This window comes from Paenibacillus sp. RU5M (assembly GCF_900221055.1).
Lineage (GTDB): Bacteria > Bacillota > Bacilli > Paenibacillales > Paenibacillaceae > Paenibacillus > Paenibacillus marchantiae.
Map to the genome: position 1 here is coordinate 957,932 of NZ_OBQM01000001.1, position 16,794 is coordinate 974,725.

16 protein-coding genes are annotated in these 16,794 nt (G+C 49.0%); all 16 read left to right on the forward strand.

Annotated elements, in window-relative coordinates:
* Nucleotides 1-160 precede the first annotated feature (160 nt).
* The 16 genes from CRO25_RS04470 to CRO25_RS04545 all read left to right on the forward strand — a co-directional run bounded on the left by CRO25_RS04470 (nucleotide 161) and on the right by CRO25_RS04545 (nucleotide 16,704).
* Entirely contained in the window at nucleotides 161-628 is a 468-nt protein-coding gene (locus CRO25_RS04470) for a hypothetical protein (protein WP_079693792.1), read from the forward strand.
* Nucleotides 625-1,701, forward strand: a complete 1,077-nt coding sequence (locus CRO25_RS04475; RefSeq protein ID WP_079693791.1) for a CehA/McbA family metallohydrolase — start codon at nucleotides 625-627, stop codon at nucleotides 1,699-1,701. Before CRO25_RS04470 ends, CRO25_RS04475 begins: the two co-directional genes overlap by 4 nt.
* A complete protein-coding gene (locus tag CRO25_RS04480) occupies nucleotides 1,698-2,450 on the forward strand; it encodes a glycerophosphodiester phosphodiesterase (RefSeq protein ID WP_063568311.1) in 753 nt (250 codons plus the stop codon). The genes CRO25_RS04475 and CRO25_RS04480 overlap by 4 nt, the downstream gene beginning before the upstream one ends.
* A complete protein-coding gene (locus CRO25_RS04485; RefSeq protein WP_079693790.1) occupies nucleotides 2,435-3,499 on the forward strand; it encodes a LacI family DNA-binding transcriptional regulator in 1,065 nt (354 codons plus the stop codon). Before CRO25_RS04480 ends, CRO25_RS04485 begins: the two co-directional genes overlap by 16 nt.
* Nucleotides 3,475-4,299 (forward strand): ABC transporter permease, encoded by an 825-nt coding sequence (locus tag CRO25_RS04490; RefSeq protein WP_076289304.1) that lies wholly within the window; start codon nucleotides 3,475-3,477, stop codon nucleotides 4,297-4,299. The genes CRO25_RS04485 and CRO25_RS04490 overlap by 25 nt, the downstream gene beginning before the upstream one ends.
* 42 nt (nucleotides 4,300-4,341) lie before the next feature.
* Nucleotides 4,342-5,382: an ABC transporter ATP-binding protein gene (locus CRO25_RS04495; protein ID WP_079693789.1), complete on the forward strand. Its 1,041-nt coding sequence runs from the start codon at nucleotides 4,342-4,344 to the stop codon at nucleotides 5,380-5,382.
* Between the two features lie 14 nt (nucleotides 5,383-5,396).
* Entirely contained in the window at nucleotides 5,397-6,563 is a 1,167-nt protein-coding gene (locus tag CRO25_RS04500) for an extracellular solute-binding protein (protein ID WP_079693788.1), read from the forward strand.
* Nucleotides 6,560-7,399, forward strand: coding sequence for an ABC transporter permease (locus CRO25_RS04505; RefSeq protein WP_079693787.1), 840 nt, complete (start codon nucleotides 6,560-6,562; stop codon nucleotides 7,397-7,399). The genes CRO25_RS04500 and CRO25_RS04505 overlap by 4 nt, the downstream gene beginning before the upstream one ends.
* A gap of 161 nt (nucleotides 7,400-7,560) precedes the next feature.
* The gene (locus CRO25_RS04510; RefSeq protein WP_079693786.1) at nucleotides 7,561-8,076 is read left to right on the forward strand and encodes a hypothetical protein; all 516 of its coding nucleotides are present in this window, start codon (nucleotides 7,561-7,563) and stop codon (nucleotides 8,074-8,076) included.
* A gap of 168 nt (nucleotides 8,077-8,244) precedes the next feature.
* Nucleotides 8,245-8,985: a type I methionyl aminopeptidase gene (gene map / locus CRO25_RS04515; protein WP_063568306.1), complete on the forward strand. Its 741-nt coding sequence runs from the start codon at nucleotides 8,245-8,247 to the stop codon at nucleotides 8,983-8,985.
* Nucleotides 8,986-9,157: 172 nt separating this feature from the next.
* Nucleotides 9,158-10,357 carry a phosphoenolpyruvate hydrolase family protein gene (locus CRO25_RS04520; protein WP_256863543.1) on the forward strand — a complete coding sequence of 400 codons (1,200 nt, stop codon included), beginning with the start codon at nucleotides 9,158-9,160 and terminating at the stop codon, nucleotides 10,355-10,357.
* Nucleotides 10,358-10,500: 143 nt separating this feature from the next.
* The gene (locus tag CRO25_RS04525; RefSeq protein ID WP_063568304.1) at nucleotides 10,501-11,715 is read left to right on the forward strand and encodes a Tm-1-like ATP-binding domain-containing protein; all 1,215 of its coding nucleotides are present in this window, start codon (nucleotides 10,501-10,503) and stop codon (nucleotides 11,713-11,715) included.
* Nucleotides 11,716-11,740: 25 nt separating this feature from the next.
* Complete coding sequence (locus tag CRO25_RS04530) at nucleotides 11,741-12,571, forward strand: phosphoenolpyruvate hydrolase family protein (protein WP_079693784.1); 831 nt, start codon at nucleotides 11,741-11,743, stop codon at nucleotides 12,569-12,571.
* Between the two features lie 163 nt (nucleotides 12,572-12,734).
* A complete protein-coding gene (locus CRO25_RS04535) occupies nucleotides 12,735-14,558 on the forward strand; it encodes a sensor histidine kinase (RefSeq protein WP_079693783.1) in 1,824 nt (607 codons plus the stop codon).
* Entirely contained in the window at nucleotides 14,536-15,303 is a 768-nt protein-coding gene (locus tag CRO25_RS04540; RefSeq protein WP_079693782.1) for a response regulator, read from the forward strand. The genes CRO25_RS04535 and CRO25_RS04540 overlap by 23 nt, the downstream gene beginning before the upstream one ends.
* A 93-nt stretch (nucleotides 15,304-15,396) precedes the next feature.
* A complete protein-coding gene (locus CRO25_RS04545; RefSeq protein ID WP_063563643.1) occupies nucleotides 15,397-16,704 on the forward strand; it encodes an ABC transporter substrate-binding protein in 1,308 nt (435 codons plus the stop codon).
* The last annotated feature ends 90 nt before the right edge of the window (nucleotides 16,705-16,794 follow it).

Sequence of the window (16,794 nt, forward strand, 5' to 3'; positions counted from 1 at the left end):
CGGTCTTTTTTGCATTTACAGAATATTAACACGATGCAGATATGGACCTGATTTTTAACCCGTAACATAAGTATTAGATGTGGGAACGGTCCCACATTCAGCAAAACGTGCATAACGTAAGTCATGAAGATAACGGATTAATGAAAGGTGGTGCGCCGCAATGAAGCTGCTGGATCTACAAGGATACGCATCTCCGGAGGATTCCAAAACACATATCCACATTCCTTTTGAGTTGGAAGAGGGCTGCGTGAAGCTGAACCTGCGATTACAATATACGCCGAAGACGCTTGAGAATCGGGAGAATGCGCTACGGCTGCTCGAGGAAAGTTACGATCTATACATTTTGCCGGAACATCGGGAATACGCGATTGCCAATGCTGATCGGCATCTCCCTCTGAAAAATCTGATCACACTCTCGCTGGACGATGCTCGCGGATACCGAGGGGCGTGCCACCGCCAAGACGAGGTGCAGGATCTATATGTATCGGAGAGAGAAGCTTCTCCCGGCCTTATGGCGGGTGAGCTGGTTCCGGGGCCCTGGAGCGTCACATTAAGCCTGCATTGCATCGTGACCGATACGTGCACTTATCGGCTGGAAGTCTGGACGACAGAGGAGGACTCGATATGAAGTGGTTCGCCTGTGAACTGCATACACATACGCTGCACAGCGATGGCAGTCAGACGCTGGGAGAACTGGCAGCGGGAGCAGCCAATCTGGGCTTCGACGCCATCGCGCTGACCGATCACAACACGATGTCCGGCTTGAGCGGCAAAGCGGAAATCGAGCAGAGGTACGGACTACGAATCATTCCCGGTATGGAGTGGACAACTTTTTACGGTCATATGGTGACGATAGGACTTAGCGCTTTTGCCGACTGGCGTCAAGCGAATCGGGATGGAATTGATGCGGGGATCGAGAACGTGCATCGACTCGGTGGAATCGCCGGGCTTGCTCATCCCTTCCGAATCGGCAGTCCTGCCTGTACCGGTTGCTTCTGGGAATACGAGATTGGGAACTGGTCCGCTGTCGATTACATCGAAGTCTGGTCCGGCACGTTCCCTTCCATTCAGACGAACAATCGGCGAGCTTTTGATCTGTGGACTCACAAGCTGAACGAAGGATATCGGATTGCAGCCACTTCAGGCAGGGACTGGCATGCGCAGGGCGAGACAGACGATCCGATCTCAGTTACTTATCTCGGGATTGAGGACGACGCAGTGGCGGGGAACGGAGGCTCGACAGCCCTTTCGCTCCATGAAGAAACGCTTATCCAAGCGCTGCGGGAAGGGCGCGCGTCGGTAACGATAGGTCCTCTGCTGACCTTGACGCTGGAAGCTGGAGATGCATTGTATGCAATCGGCTCTACCGTTCCAACGGTAGTCGAGAGACGGGAAGCTGCAGAGGATCCGGTCCGGGCGAACTTGATGCTGGACTTCTCGGTCCGTTCCGGACTCTGGTCGCTACAGAAGCAGGTCTGCAGATTGAAGCTATGTTCCAATCTGGGCGAGGAGCTTAATCTTGAAGTTCCGTCTTCATCGGACGAACAGATGATGCAATTTGAAGCCCAACTGAGGGAGTCCGCTCCAGAAATCCCCCGCAGTTGGATTCGTGCCGAGCTGTGGGGAACCGTACGAGGAGTCCATGTACTGATCGCCTTTACCAACGCGATCTATTTCGAAGAAGGAGGATACCCGCGATGAACAAATTCCCGCTGATCACAGCCCATACTGGCTGTATGGGCCATCCTGATCATTCTTTCGAGTCACTTCAGGCAGCCCTAACACTTGGCGTAGATATTTACGAAGACGATATCCGTTCGACTCGGGACCATGTGCCGGTGCTTGCCCACGATGACAATATCACTTTGGCAGATGGAAGCTGCGGCAGTCTTGCAGAAATGACACTGAAGGAGTTGAACACCGCTAGACTATCGCCTATTCCAACACTTCAGGATGTGCTTGAGCAGATACGCGCAGCCGGTAAAGTGATGAACCTTGATATCAAAACAGACAGCGCTCTGGAGCCGGTCTCAGCTCTGGTGAATCGGATGGGTATGGCGGAGATGGTGTTTCTCAGTGGCTGCGATTACGGGTCAGCGGTTAAAGCTAGTCGTTACGCTCCAAGCATACGCAGGCTTCTTAATGTGAACAAGCAAAGCTTCGGCAGTCTGAGCTACGACGAGGCAGTGTTCCAGGCGTGTGCAGATGCTCGCGAAGCCGGCTGCTTTGGGATTAACGTGCCGTATCAGGTCGTTCAGCCAGAACTTATGGAAGCTGTGCAGCGGAGCGGTCTGGCTATCTACGTCTGGACGGTTTCAGAGGCGGACGATATGCGGCGACTTGCACAGTTGGGCGTCGACTCGATAACAACCCGTGATCCGGCGAAGCTAATTGCCGTCCGGGAAGAGACGGATTTTGCAAAGGAGAATAGGGATTGGACAATAAGCTGAATCATAGTTTGCGGGAGCTGGCTCAACTGGCTGGTGTATCGAAATCGACTGCTTCTCGGGTTATCTCCGGAAACGGATATGCGAGTCCTGAAGTCCGGGATCGCGTTCTCAAGGCGGTCGAGCAGCTTCGCTACAAGCCGAGCGCCGTCGCCCGAGCGATGGTCGCCAAGCGCACGTACAACATCGGAGTCATCGTTTTCCGTGACAGGCTGCCGATCGTGTCCCACACGCTGTATGGCAGAATCATTGACGAGATACTGATGTCCGCTGAAGAGATGGGCTACTCAATTTTTCTGAAGACCGATAGGGAAATGTCGCTGCGCTCCACTGATTATATGCTGGAACAGCGGGTGGATGGACTCATCCTGGTCAGCCGGCTGCAGAAGAACGTCATCGATTACGTCAAAAACTTCAATATCCCTTATCTGATGGTCAACGGATCGACGGAAGATCCGGACGTCGTGCATCTCGTGAGCAACGATGAAGCCGGTGGAGAACGGGCGGCACAGCATTTATATGACTGCGGACACCGCAAATTCTTTATCATCGCTGGACCGGGCGAACATCGGAGCCACTCGCTGCGATTGGAGGGCTTCCGAAAAAGGCTGGAGTCCCTCGGCGTTAGTTCTGAACAGGACGGATTTACCGTTGTCGAGTCATCGGAATCGAGCTTCGATTCCGGTCGGAAGTTGATGGAGGAGCATTATGTGACATTCCGGGAGGGACGATACAGCGCTCTGTTCAGTACAAATGACATGCTTGCACTGGGTGCGATGAAGGTGCTTCTGGAGCGTGGAGTCCGCGTTCCGGAGGAAGTATCCGTTATGGGCTACGACAATACCGAAGTGGCTGGCATGTACCACCCATCGCTGACTACCGTCAGCGTGGATGCATCTGGTATTGGCCGAGACGCGGTATCGATTCTGGATCGCCTGATTTGCGGCGAGGGGAGCGTGCCGCGCCTGATTGAATACGAAAGCGAAGTGATTGTTCGTCAATCGACAAATGGAAGGGAGGACGGAACATGTCTTGGTACTGGAAACACGTAGGTCCGAGAAGAATAATCGAATTTGTGTTGCTGACCGTGTTCGCCATTTTTTTCGCGGGTCCGCTGGTCAACCTGCTAGTGCTTGCCTTTAGTGAAAAGTGGAATTATCCGGATATTCTGCCCCAGGTATGGGGCTTCAAATGGTGGGAGTTCGTACTGGCGAAGGACGATATTGTCTCGTCGATCTCACTGTCGTTCCTTATTGCTACTCTGGTGACCCTGCTGTCCATCGTCGTCTGCATCCCAGCAGCGTATGCCTTCGCAAGACTCCAGTTTCCGCTGAAGCGGATGTTCCTGTTCTCGTTCCTGCTGACGCATGCTTTTCCGAAAATGGGGTTGTATGTTTCCATTGCGGTTCTTTTCTACCGGATTGGACTGATGAATACGCTGCTCGGCGTTGTGCTTATCCATATGATTAATGTGTTGATGTTCATGACCTGGATTCCGACCTCCGCCTTTCGCAACGTGCACCGGGCGCAGGAAGAATCGGCGCGGGACGTTGGGGCAAGCCCGTTCAAAGTGTTCCGCAGCATCACCCTGCCAATGGCGATGCCCGGCATCATGGTCGCTTCGATCTTCACGTTCCTCAATTCGCTCGACGAAGCGCAGGGCACGTTCCTGGTTGGTATTCCCGATTACAAAACAATGCCAATCGTCATGTACTCCATTATTTCCGACTTTCCGAGCAGCGCCGGAGCCGTATTCTCGATCATCCTGACGCTGCCTACTATTATTTTGCTAGTGGCAGCTCAGCGGCTGGTGAGCGCGGACGTGCTGGCGAGTGGTTTTCAAATGAAATAAAAATATTTCGGTCAATATACCGAAGCAAGGGGAGGCAGAAGTATGCAGTTGTCTGTACGAGAGTTAGCCAAACGTTACAAAACGGGTGACGGGGTCAGCGGCATCAACATCGATATTGAAAAAGGCGAGCTGGTCACCCTTCTTGGTCCCTCCGGATGCGGGAAAACTACCGTATTACGGAGCATCGGCGGGTTTCTCGAACCGGACTCCGGTGACATCCTGATCGAGGGCAAAAGTGTCATTCAACTGCCACCGGAGAAACGGCCGACCTCGATGGTGTTCCAGAGCTATAACTTATGGTCGCATATGTCGGTATACGACAATCTGGCCTTCGGCCTGAAGATCCGCAAAATGCCGAAGGAAGAGATCCGCACAGCGGTCGAGGATGCGCTCAAGCTGGTCCGACTGTCGGGTTTTGAGAAGAAATATCCGGCCGAGCTTTCGGGAGGACAGCAGCAGCGGGTTGCGCTGGCTCGGTCTCTGCTGCTGAATCCGGCGGTACTGCTATTGGACGAGCCTTTCTCGGCGCTGGACGCCAAGCTGCGGCACGAAATGCGCGAGGAGCTGCGTGAGATCCAAATGAAGACCGGGCTGACAATGGTCTTTGTCACGCATGATCAGGAAGAAGCACTGTCGTTGTCCGACCGCATTATCGTCATGAATCACGGGCGCATCGAGCAAATTGCTCATCCGCAGCAGATTTACGATGAGCCCGCTTCATTATACGTCGCCGGTTTTATCGGCAAAATGAATTTCCTTAAGGGGGTGGCGGAAGGGGAGAGCATCCGGATTGCACATCTTCGCCTGCCCAACGAGAAGGGGTTAAGTGGACAGGTGACAGCTGCGGTCCGACCAGAAGACGTACAGGTGAGCAGTACTATGATGGGTGAAGGTACTTTGGCGGGCAAGGTCAAGCAGGTCATGATTCTTGGCCATTACGCCGAAGTTACCGTGGAACTGGTGGAATTCGGCATTATACGTGCTTTTCTGAACAAGGAATTCGTTGAGCAACTGCAGGTAGGAAAAGACGTCGGCGTCTCGATCTCGAAAATGACCGGATTCCCGGTCGATGAATCGAACTGAGGAGGATGAATGATATGCGTATGAAAAAGCCATTTTTATCATTGTTGACTGTTGTGGGATTATCAATGTCATTGCTGGCCGGGTGTGGAAACGGAAGTGAGATAAAAAGTACAACCACCACCGGGGGGAACGCTGCTGCATCAAGCGATCAGGTGAAATTTAACTTCTACTTTACGGGCTCTCAGAACGTCAAGGATCTGTGGGATTCGCTGGAGCCAATGTTTGAGAAACAGCATCCGAATATAGACGTGAATCTGGTCTATATCCCGTCCGGTACTGGTGCTGAGCCGACCTACGACCGGATCGTGGCCGCCAAGAAAGCCGGTAAGGGCTCAGGAGACATCGACTTGTATGAGGACGGAATCACCTCCGTTGCGCAAGGCACCAAGGATGGAATTTGGGAGCAACTGAACGAGAAGGACATTCCTAACCTGAGCAAAGTCAACACAGACACGATGAAGGATGTGGACAACTTCGCTGTTCCGTATCGTTCGTCCGCCGTGGTTCTAGCCTATGACAGCAGCAAAATCTCCAATCCGCCAACTACGCTGGACGAGCTGTTGCAGTGGATCAAAGCCAATCCCGAGCAGTTCGCCTACAATGACCCGTCAACGGGTGGTTCCGGCAGCTCGTTCGTGCAGACGATTGTCTACAAGGACCTGCCGGAAGAGGACATCCACAACTCCGATCCGGCGATCATGGAGAAGTGGGATGGCGGTTTTGACACGCTCAAAGAAATCGGACCGTATGTCTATGGGCAGGGCATCTATCCGAAGAAAAACCAGGGCACGCTGGATCTGTTGATGAATGGCGAAGTGTCCTTAATTCCGGCCTGGTCCGACATGGTGTTGCAGCAGCTGAACGAAGGTTTGTTGCCGGATACAATTAAGATGCAGCAGATCACGCCAGGCTTCAACGGCGGACCAACGTACCTGATGGTCAACCAGGAGTCGGACAAGAAGCAAGCGATCAATGAATTCCTGAACTTTGTTCTGTCCCCTGAAGCGCAGGAAGTGATCGTTGACAAAATGAATGGCTTCCCGGGCATTGAGCTCTCCAATATGTCACAGGAAATGCAGAATAAGTTCGACGGTGTGGCCGAAGGCTTCCGTACGTTCAACATCGGGGATCTGGGCACGGAAATTAACAAACGCTGGCAGAGCGACGTTGCCGCGAAATGAGTAAGGAAGCCAGACAGTCGATCACAGGCCTGGCGATGGTGCTCCCCTCCTTCGCCATCCTGTTGATCGTTGTCATTATCCCGATTGTTCAATCCTTCATCATGAGCCTGAGCAACGGCTCGGGTGGATACGATCTGAGCCGCTATACCTATCTGTTCACAGATAAGGGGATGCGCAGCAATATCGTATTTACACTTCGGGTCACTGCCATTACGTGTGTTGCCGTAATCTTGATCAGCTACACCCTGGCGATCTATATGCGCTTCAACCAGGGGCCGATCGTCAATCTGATTCGTAAAACGTACATGATTCCGCTGTTTATCCCTGGTGTTATTGCAACTTACGGTCTGATCAATTTGCTTGGCAATCATGGCTGGCTCGCCCGTATGCTTGAGGTGGTCGGGATTACGCTGCCACGCATCATCTTTGACGAGAAAGGAATCATCATCGCCAACCTGTGGTTCAACATTCCATTTACGACGATGCTGCTCAGTTCCGCGCTGTCGGGCATTCCTTCATCGATCATTGAGAGTGCAAAGGACGTGGGTGTAGGCAGACTGACGCTATTTACCCGGTTTATTTTCCCGCTGTCGTACAAGACATTTCTTGTTGCCCTGACCTTTGTCTTCATGGGGGTCATCGGCTCGTTCACTGCACCCTATCTGATCGGAGCCAACTCTCCGCAGATGCTTGGTGTCTCCATGCAGCAGGTATTCAGCGTTTTCCAGGAGCGTGAACAAGCCGCAGCGATTGCTTTCTTCTCATTCCTGCTCTGCTCGGTGCTGGGTGCTTTCTACATCCGGTCGATGGCGGAAGAGGAGAAGGCGAAGGTTTAGATTGGTTGCGCTCAATGATCTTGCATTTATATTTCCAGTCGTATCACTTAAATTGATGAATTGACCTATAGCGAATACCGCACAGATGTCCCATTCGCACAGGCAAGCAGTCCACTTATCGCGTAAACTGAAGTAGATTCAGTAGAGCGAGGTGAAATTCAATGGCTAAAACCAACGAAATACGCCTAAAGGCAAAGCGGTATAAGGCCCGGCCCGTCTGCGTGACTCTTCATAGTGGTGAAACGTATATCGGTTACATTTCTGACGTGAATAGCGGAGGCGTGGTGCTTACCGGGGGAGGAAAAATATCGCGCACGGCGACCACAGGGGACAGTTCCCAGCGTTCCAAGCGAAAGGTTGCACCCAGCAAGAGCGGTCGTTCTCAGAACCGGAAACGGGTGAATGGTACGCGCAAGCCGTCTACCCGTTCGCGCACAGTGTCGCGTGCGCAGGTTTCGTCCTTTCTACCGATGATGGGTTCGCTGTTTGGCGGGCTTGGCGGTGCGGCTTCGGCTGGCGGTATGCTTGGCGGCGGAATGCGGATATTCGGCATGATCCAGCAATTCATGCCGGTCATGAAAATGGGCTACGGCATGATCAAATCCATCCATCCGTTTATGGGTGCCGTCAAAGGTCTGATGGCTCCGCCTAGTCAGGCCGAAGAACAAGAGGTATAATGCAATATTCAGCCCCTTTGAAGACGGAAGGGGCTTTTCTTTTTTTAGTGTCAAGGTGTTATTGATAAAAAAAGTTGCGAAGCTTTGACCATTTGGATATGATTATCTAATTGGTTGTTTCAGCTTATACATTTAATTGATGATAAAAGATAGTGAGGTCAGAAAACAATGATTGCAAAAACAGAGGAAGACTTTAATGGTTTGAAGGAAATTGGCAGAATTGTTGCCTTTATCAGAGATGAATTGGTGCAAAGAACAGTTCCTGGCATAACGACGAAGGAACTTGATGATATAGCTGGAGAGCTTTTTGAGAAAGAAGGCGCAGTCTCAGCTCCAAAAAGTGCATATAATTTTCCTGGCTATACTTGCATTAGTGTTAATGAAGAAGTAGCACATGGTATTCCGGGGCAACGGGTTATTCAAGAAGGAGATCTAGTCAACATAGATGTCTCTGGCTCGAAGAACAGTTATTTCGCTGATACAGGAATCTCGTTTGTAGTAGGCGAAGGAGAAGAAGTGTTAACGAAAATATGCGACGTTGCTAAACTAGCATTTGAAGCAGGTCTTAAAAAAGCAAAACCTGGTTCCAAAAAAAGCGGCATCGGAAAAGCGGTATTCCTAACAGCAAAACAGCATGGATTAACCGTTATTAAAAACCTTACAGGACATGGTGTTGGACGTAACATACACGAAGCACCTGACCATATTTATAATTATAACGATACATCGGATGATGAGTTATTAAAAGAAGGCATGGTTATTGCATTCGAACCATTTATCTCAACTTTAGAAGAACAAGTGTATCAAAAAGAAGACGAATGGACCTTTGCTACAGAAAAAAGCTATGTAGCTCAAGTGGAACATACGATTATCCTTACTAAAAATGGTCCGATCATTGTCACACAATAATATCAAGAGCATGTCTAAGGTCGATTTCCCAACTGGGAAATCGGCTTTTTTTGATGCCTTTTAACCAAACGGATCGAGGAAGGAGGGAATGAGCTATATGGAATGATGTACAATAATAATATTGAGGAACAAAAACTACAATTGGTAAATTGTGATGAGGAGCGGATGGAGTTTGAACAGAACAGTCATACTGGAGCGTCTTCAATCACAGCTGTACGAGGGAAATCACATCATCGGTGTCTCGACAGGCACGGGGATTACAGCCAAGTATGCAGCTCAGAGTGGAGCGGATTTTATATTAATGCTGAACTCCGGCAAGTTTCGCCAGATGGGGAGGAGCTCTCTTGCCGGTTTTCTTCCATTTTGCAACAGTAATGATATGGTGATGGATTTTGCGTCAAGAGAAATTGTGCCGCTGGTGAGGCATTCTCCCGTACTCTTTGGACTGAATGCAAATGATCCAACCATAGAAATGACTGATTATATAGAGGGAATCAAGAGGAGAGGGTTTTCTGGAGTCAACAACTATCCTACGGTCGGCTTGATCGACGGATTATTCAGAGAGGCTCTGGAGGAAGACGGGATTCGTTATGACGTCGAGGTTGAGGCCATACGTCTGGCCCATCGACAGGATTTGTTTACGGTGGCGTTCGTATTTGATGAGCTTCAGGCTGCCCAGATGATTGAAGCGGGGGCAGATGTAATCTGTGCTCATCTTGGCCTAACCGAAGGCGGGTTATTGGGTGCACGGAAGGTTGTATCCTTGGAGGCCGCCAAATCAAAGGCACTGCGTATTTTTGATACCTGCAATCAGCTTAAGCCGGATTTGATCAAGATGATTTATGGCGGTCCGGTAAAGACGCCGGTCGATGTCCAGTACATGTATAGCGACAACACAGACATTATGGGCTATATTGGCGGGTCTGCATTTGAACGAATTCCTTCCGAGAAGTCGATTACGGCAATTACACGCGATTTTAAACGCCTGGGTAAACTGGATGAGGACGATTTTATGGTCAAAATGCTGAAAGGCATCACCCAGCATTATGATTACGTTGAGTTTGTCAAAGAGTATGTGGCGCAAAACTACAGTAGTGAAATTGTTTTTTCGGATCTGGCCAAGGTTGCTCATGTTTCCCGCAGCTACTTGAGCAGTTTGTTTAAAAAGGAGGTTGGCTGCAGCTTTCAGACCTATCTGGTGAGCTTCCGCATCAATAAAGCCGTCACGCTTCTTCATGCGCCGCAGCTTCAATTATCCGAGGTGGCTGAGATGGTAGGGTATCCCAATTACGCACAATTCAGCAAAATGTTTAAAAAGCTTAAGGGCTGCTCTCCCAAAAAGTACAGATCTAACCTAAACACAAAAACATAGAACTTAAAAGCGTTTTCATAAATAAACAGGACCAGTATGATGAAGCTATAACGATCGTACTGGTTTTTCTGTTAGCAAAAAAAATCAGCGTGCTACCTGCGATCGAGCTTGGTTTCTAAAGAGTCATACGAGGAGGCCGTGGAATGAAGACCGTCGCAATCATTGGAACATTTGACACAAAGGGTGATGAATACCTTTACATCAAGAGCATTGCAGAGGAGCTTGGGTTGGGGACTTTGATGATTCATACAGGTGTATTTGAACCATCCTTTGTTCCGGATGTGTCCAATCAGGAAGTCGCCCACGCCGCAGGCATGGTCATAGAAGAACTTGCGGCAAAGAAGGATCGGGCTTTGGCTACAGAGGTTTTGTCCATAGGCTTGAAGAAGCTGGTGCCACAGTTGTACAAACAAGGTAAATTTGACGGAATCATTTCCTTTGGTGGCACTGGTGGGACCTCACTGGTCACACCTGCCATGAGAGCTCTGCCGATTGGAGTCCCTAAGGTGATGGTATCAACCGTTGCTTCTGGAAACACAGCTCCATACGTAGGCACGAGTGATATTGTCATGATTCCGTCTGTGGTGGATGTAGCCGGATTGAACTCCATTTCTACGAAAATATTTACAAATGCATTATTTGCGATGGCGGGCATGCTCAAGTTTGAGCATACGCACAAACCGGATAAGAAGCCGCTGGTTGCAGCCACGATGTTCGGAGTGACAACACCATGTGTGACAGCGGCAAGAAAATATTTGGAGGAGCGGGGCTATGAGGTGCTTGTGTTCCACGCTACGGGCATCGGAGGGCAGTCGATGGAGGCGTTGATTGAAGCAGGCTTCATTGAAGGGGTATTGGACTTGACCACGACGGAGTGGGCGGATGAAATCATCGGCGGTGTCTTAAATGCGGGGCCGAATCGCTTAGAGGCTGCAGGCCACAATCGCATTCCGCAGGTAGTCTCGGTGGGCGCCTTGGATATGTGCAATTTTGGGCCGAGCGATACTGTACCGGAGAAATTCAAGGATCATACGTTTTATCAGCATAATCCGACGGTAACCCTGATGAGAACCACAGTGGAAGAGAATGAGCAGATCGGCAGGAAGCTTGCGGAGAAGCTGAACATGGCAAAGGAACGCACCGTGCTAATGCTACCGCTTAGAGGCGTATCCGCAATTGATGTGGAGGGGGAGCCTTTCTACGGACCGGAGGAGGACCGGATGTTGTTTGATACCCTGCGCCAGCATGTCGATCGCTCAATTGTTGAAGTGATTGAAATGGATTGCGCCATCAACGATCCAGCCTTTGCAGAAGCCGCAGCACAAAAGCTGATCGCTCTCATGACATCAAATTTCTAATCAATCCAAAAAGGAGGATATCGAAATGAATAAGCTGAACAGATCAGAAATTATGGACAAATTTAAGGGAGAGGTAAAGCAGGGTAAAATTCTACTAGGTGTCGGGGCAGGTACAGGCATTACGGCCAAGAGCAGTGAAGCGGGCGGAGCAGATATGTTAATCGTATACAATTCCGGTCGGTACAGAATGGCGGGCCGCGGCTCGCTGGCGGGCCTGCTCTCCTATGGAGATGCCAATCAAATCGTCGTTGAGATGGGAGCCGAGGTGCTGCCCGTCGTCAAACATACGCCTGTTCTGGCAGGGGTGTGCGGCACCGACCCTTTCCGAATAATGGAGGTATACCTGAAGCAGCTGAAGGAGCAGGGCTTCAGCGGAGTTCAAAACTTCCCAACCGTTGGTTTGATTGATGGGGTGTTCAGACAAAACCTGGAGGAAACCGGTATGGGGTACGACCTGGAGGTTGAAATGATCCGTATCGCCCATGAATTGGATTTGCTGACTACGCCGTATGTTTTTGATCCTGCTCAGGCAAAAGCTATGGCGGAGGCGGGGGCTGACATTTTGGTTGCGCACATGGGGTTGACGACCAAGGGTTCCATTGGTGCAAAAACAGCACTGACCCTGGACGACTGTGTACAACGAATTGAAGCTATTATTGAAGCAGGGCGGGCTGTGAACCCGGAGATCATGATTATTTGCCACGGTGGACCCATTGCAGAGCCGGAGGATGCGGCCTATGTCATTGAGAGAACGAAGGGCATCGATGGATTCTTCGGCGCATCCAGCATCGAGCGCTTTGCGGCAGAGAAAGGTATTACACAGCAGACGGAGTCCTTCAAGTCGATTCGGAAATAGCATCAACTTAACGACAGTCAATTATTTGGCTGTCGTTTTTTTATCCATAGGAAAGAGGAGATTCCCAACTTCTTATATGAGCGCTTACATTTTACTGTTGCGATCTCCCATAATGTTCAGTAAATTGGGAGGTATACACCGAGGGGAGGGCTGAGCAATAAACATGTTGACCAGATGGCTGCGACGAATAAAGCCAGGCACGTTTAAACACCGAATACTATTTTCGTTTCTGTTATTCCTCCTGACGCCTATAGCCATATTAGTTCTCTACAACTTCCGAGAAACGGAAGTTATGCTCCAGCGGGATGCTTCGGACATTAACGTCAAGCAACTCGAAGGCATCAAAGCCGATCTTATTGATTTGATGAGTCTTGTGATGAAGACTGGGATGCTGCTGGATCAGGATTCTGTCCTCCGGGAAGTGATGCAGAAGCCGGAATTATATGATGCTATCCATCGAAAGCGGATTGTGGAAAATAAATTCGCTAGTATTGAAAACAGCTTTTTCCTTACAGGAGCTACCGTATTCTACACATTGATCGATTTAAAAGGAAACGCTTACACTTCGTATACGCCAGAGAATTCTCTGAATTATGCCCACATCAGTTCCGAGCCTTGGGTACAGGAGCTGAAGAGGACTGAGGGACAGCGGTACGTATGGAAATCCAATGATTTGACGACTGGCGTTCGTGAGAGAAAAGGAAATCGGATGCTGAGCCTTTACGAAGTGCTGCGTGACGACGGACTAAAACCATTTGCTTATGGACGTTTTAGTATCGATTATGAAGCATGGTTTCAGGAAAAAACGGAGGGAAATACATTCGGCAGCGATAGCGAAGGAGCCTATTTTCTAATGGATGGATATGGGAATATTATGCTCCAATCCAAGTCGGGGCAGAACATACCCTCTACCGTGTCATCTGCCATAACAGCAGCAAGTCAAAGCAAGGGACAGGATACCTCCTCCCAATCCATTGTGAACAATCATATGATGTATACCTATAACAAAATTCAAGAGCTTGACGGATATCTTGTGAAAAAGATTCCCTTGTCCTTGTTATTTGAAGAAGTGAACAAACAGAAGCTGAGGTTCTATACCGTATATGGGGCCATCCTGCTGCTGTTTGTGTTGCTGACTTACTTCATTTCCTCAACCGTTACCGGTCCTTTAAAGCATCTTCAACGAAAGATGGAGACAACCGTAAAATTGAATTTGAAGACAAAGCTGCCGGAACAAGGTAAAGGTGAATTGCTGGCCCTAACCCGAAGCTTCAATTTCATGATCGCAGACATCAATAATCTATTGGAACAGTTAAAGCTTGAGGAGCGGCAAAAGCAGTTTGTCCGATTTCAGGTGTTGCTTGGTCAGATGAACCCTCATTTTTTGCTGAATACGCTGAATACAATCAAGAGCATTGCACTGGATAAGGATGAAGATGAGATTTACGAGATTTGTGTATCGCTAGGAAAAATATTAGAAACTACGCTGAATTTGGAGGTTGATCTTATTCTTCTGAAGGAGGAAATTGTGCTAATTGAATCCTATATGGATATCCAACGGAAACGGTTTGGACATGGCATCGAGCTCCACTATGAAGTTTCCAGAGATCTGGAGTATGCGTTGATTCCGAAATTTTGTCTACAGCCGCTGGTAGAAAATTCATTGATTCACGGGTTTGGACAAACACAGCTTGAGGGGCAGATCGACATTCGTGCATCAAGCCACCACTCTCTGCTTATTTTGGAGGTCGCGGATAATGGCATAGGAATGAAAAAATCCCAGGCGAATCAGTCCTACCGGAAACGAAAAAGCATTGGTGTACAGAACCTTCGCGAGAGTTTGGAGCTTATGTTTAAGAACCAGCCAACAGGACTTCGGATAGAGTCGACGGACGAAGGGACGCAGGTCATCATGCATTTCCCATTATTGTTATCCAAACCCTATTTGAAGGAGGGGAGCACCATTGTGGCGCACATTGATCGTTGAAGATGAACAGTACGCAAGAGCAAGCTTGCGCAAATTGTTTACAAAGGCGAATATTCCGTTTGAAATTATCGGTGAGGCGGTAAATGGCGAGGAAGGTTTGCAGTTGATTCGGGAACTGCAGCCTGATGTTGTCATTTCCGACATTTTCATGCCGCTAATGGATGGCATCCGTTTACTCCAGCTCACGAGAAAGGAAGGACATGAATGCCGATTCGTTATGTTGACGGCAGTAAGTGAATTCGAGTATGCCAGACAAGCATTGGAATACGGGGCTTCAGGTTATTTGATGAAACTTTCTCTGGATTTGAAGGAACTGAAGCAAACCATGGACAAAGTAGCCGGAGAGCTGACAAGAATGGATAAGCTTCGCTTGGCAGATAAATGGTTCCCGGATAAGACTACCCAAGAACCAACAGATCATCCAGAGCTGAACCGAATGATTACCTACATTGAGGGGCATTTCGCCGAGGATGTGACATTAAAGAGATTGGCTGAATATGTTCGCATGGATGCCAGTTATGTCAGTGACTTATTTAAGAAAAAGATGGGGATCACGATGACGCATTTTATTCAGAACCGCCGCGTTCAAGCAGCGAAAATGCTGCTGACAGAGACGGAGAAAACGGTGAGTGAAGTTGGCAGGTTGGTAGGCTTCGAGAACGACAATTATTTCATTAAAATATTCAAGCGGTGGTGTGGGTTGACCCCGAACGAATACCGGAAAGAACAAAAAATCGTTCTATGAATATCCAAACACCGTTCATACCCCCAATGTCAGTCTGGTGATAAAGTTAAAGACGTAGCAAGCAGCTTATCAACTCGATAAGGGGGACTGTAAATGAAATATAGAAATTGGTTAAAGGCAGCTTTGATTACGACTTTGACAGCTTCGATGCTCAGCGCGTGCGGAGGGGCTAACAACGAGGGAGCGAGTGCAGGATCGGCAAATCAAAATGCCGGTGAGACCATCAACCTCACGCTTTGGGGAGCTGTTCCTGCCGAGGCTGGACCTCAAGAAGTGATTGACAGCTGGAACAAAGAAAATCCCGACATTCAGGTCGAGTACTTCCGTTATGTAAATGATGACCCCGGTAACCTAAAGCTGGATACGGCGCTCATGACGGGTCAGGACGCAGACTTGTTCGTCAACTACACGCTTAACCGTTTACAGAAACGTGTTGATGCAGGAGTCGCTTTGGATCTGAGCAGCCGAACAGATTACAACATCGACGAGCAAATGGGGGTAGACGCCGCTCAATGGAAAATCGGGGATAAGTATTATGGCATTCCGACAAAGAAAAACATGTTATTCATCTGGCTTAACAAAAGCATGCTGGATGAAGCCGGTCTTCCGATTCCTCCCGTTGATTGGACATGGGATGACTTGAGAGAATATGCGAAAGCGCTAACAAAATCAAATGTGTACGGTCTTATGCAGCATGATGCTGCCTTTACCGCCGCAATTGACGGTACCATAGCGGGTCTTGGGGTAACCACGGCGGAAGGAACATCTAACTTTAATAATGATCTTTGGAAAAAGCAGCTTCAAATCGTACATGACATGATGTTTGTGGACAAATCGACGCCCGAATATGGAGAACAAGTAACAAGCAAGATGCCGGTAGACACAATGTTTCTTAAAGGGGAAGCAGCTATGTTAGCCGCAGGAGAATTTATTTTCCGCAACGCCAATAACCTGAAGGATTTTCCACATGACTTCAAAATCGCATTCGCTACAATTCCGAAAGTATCTGCCGATCAGAAGGATTATAAGTATGCTGGTGGTTTAGGTGATATGCTCTCCGTTAACGCAAAATCCAAACATCAGGATGCGGCATGGAAGTTCGCAAAGTGGTATGCGGACGGCGGAATGTTGCCGATGGCAAGTGGAGGGCGCCTTCCATCCTCGAAGAGCGTTGATAACAAGCAGGCGATGGACCTGCTGCTCAAAGGTGTTGAAGACAAATACGATACAGAGTCGATGAATAGCGTTGTGTTCGGTGAGTTCCCATCATTCCAGCTGAATGTACCGCAGCAAGCGCTGGATGCCCGCAAGGAAGAATATGAGAAATACTTCCTGAATGAGCAGGATATTGATACAACGCTTAAGAATATGGCCAAACGCCATCAGGAATATATCAAATAATCAAATAATCGAATAATCGAATATTGACAATATCCTTAAGAGAGAAGAAGGATTCTTCGCTTCCGTCTTCTCTCTTTGCTGTATTTAAAA

Coding starts and splice junctions, on each gene's coding strand:
- CRO25_RS04470 (WP_079693792.1), top strand. CDS start 161: ATGAAGCTGCTGGATCTACAAGGATACGCATCTCCGGAGGATTCCAAA.
- CRO25_RS04475 (WP_079693791.1), top strand. CDS start 625: ATGAAGTGGTTCGCCTGTGAACTGCATACACATACGCTGCACAGCGAT.
- CRO25_RS04480 (WP_063568311.1), top strand. CDS start 1,698: ATGAACAAATTCCCGCTGATCACAGCCCATACTGGCTGTATGGGCCAT.
- CRO25_RS04490 (WP_076289304.1), top strand. CDS start 3,475: ATGTCTTGGTACTGGAAACACGTAGGTCCGAGAAGAATAATCGAATTT.
- CRO25_RS04495 (WP_079693789.1), top strand. CDS start 4,342: ATGCAGTTGTCTGTACGAGAGTTAGCCAAACGTTACAAAACGGGTGAC.
- CRO25_RS04500 (WP_079693788.1), top strand. CDS start 5,397: ATGCGTATGAAAAAGCCATTTTTATCATTGTTGACTGTTGTGGGATTA.
- CRO25_RS04505 (WP_079693787.1), top strand. CDS start 6,560: ATGAGTAAGGAAGCCAGACAGTCGATCACAGGCCTGGCGATGGTGCTC.
- CRO25_RS04510 (WP_079693786.1), top strand. CDS start 7,561: ATGGCTAAAACCAACGAAATACGCCTAAAGGCAAAGCGGTATAAGGCC.
- map (WP_063568306.1), top strand. CDS start 8,245: ATGATTGCAAAAACAGAGGAAGACTTTAATGGTTTGAAGGAAATTGGC.
- CRO25_RS04525 (WP_063568304.1), top strand. CDS start 10,501: ATGAAGACCGTCGCAATCATTGGAACATTTGACACAAAGGGTGATGAA.
- CRO25_RS04530 (WP_079693784.1), top strand. CDS start 11,741: ATGAATAAGCTGAACAGATCAGAAATTATGGACAAATTTAAGGGAGAG.
- CRO25_RS04535 (WP_079693783.1), top strand. CDS start 12,735: ATGTTGACCAGATGGCTGCGACGAATAAAGCCAGGCACGTTTAAACAC.
- CRO25_RS04545 (WP_063563643.1), top strand. CDS start 15,397: ATGAAATATAGAAATTGGTTAAAGGCAGCTTTGATTACGACTTTGACA.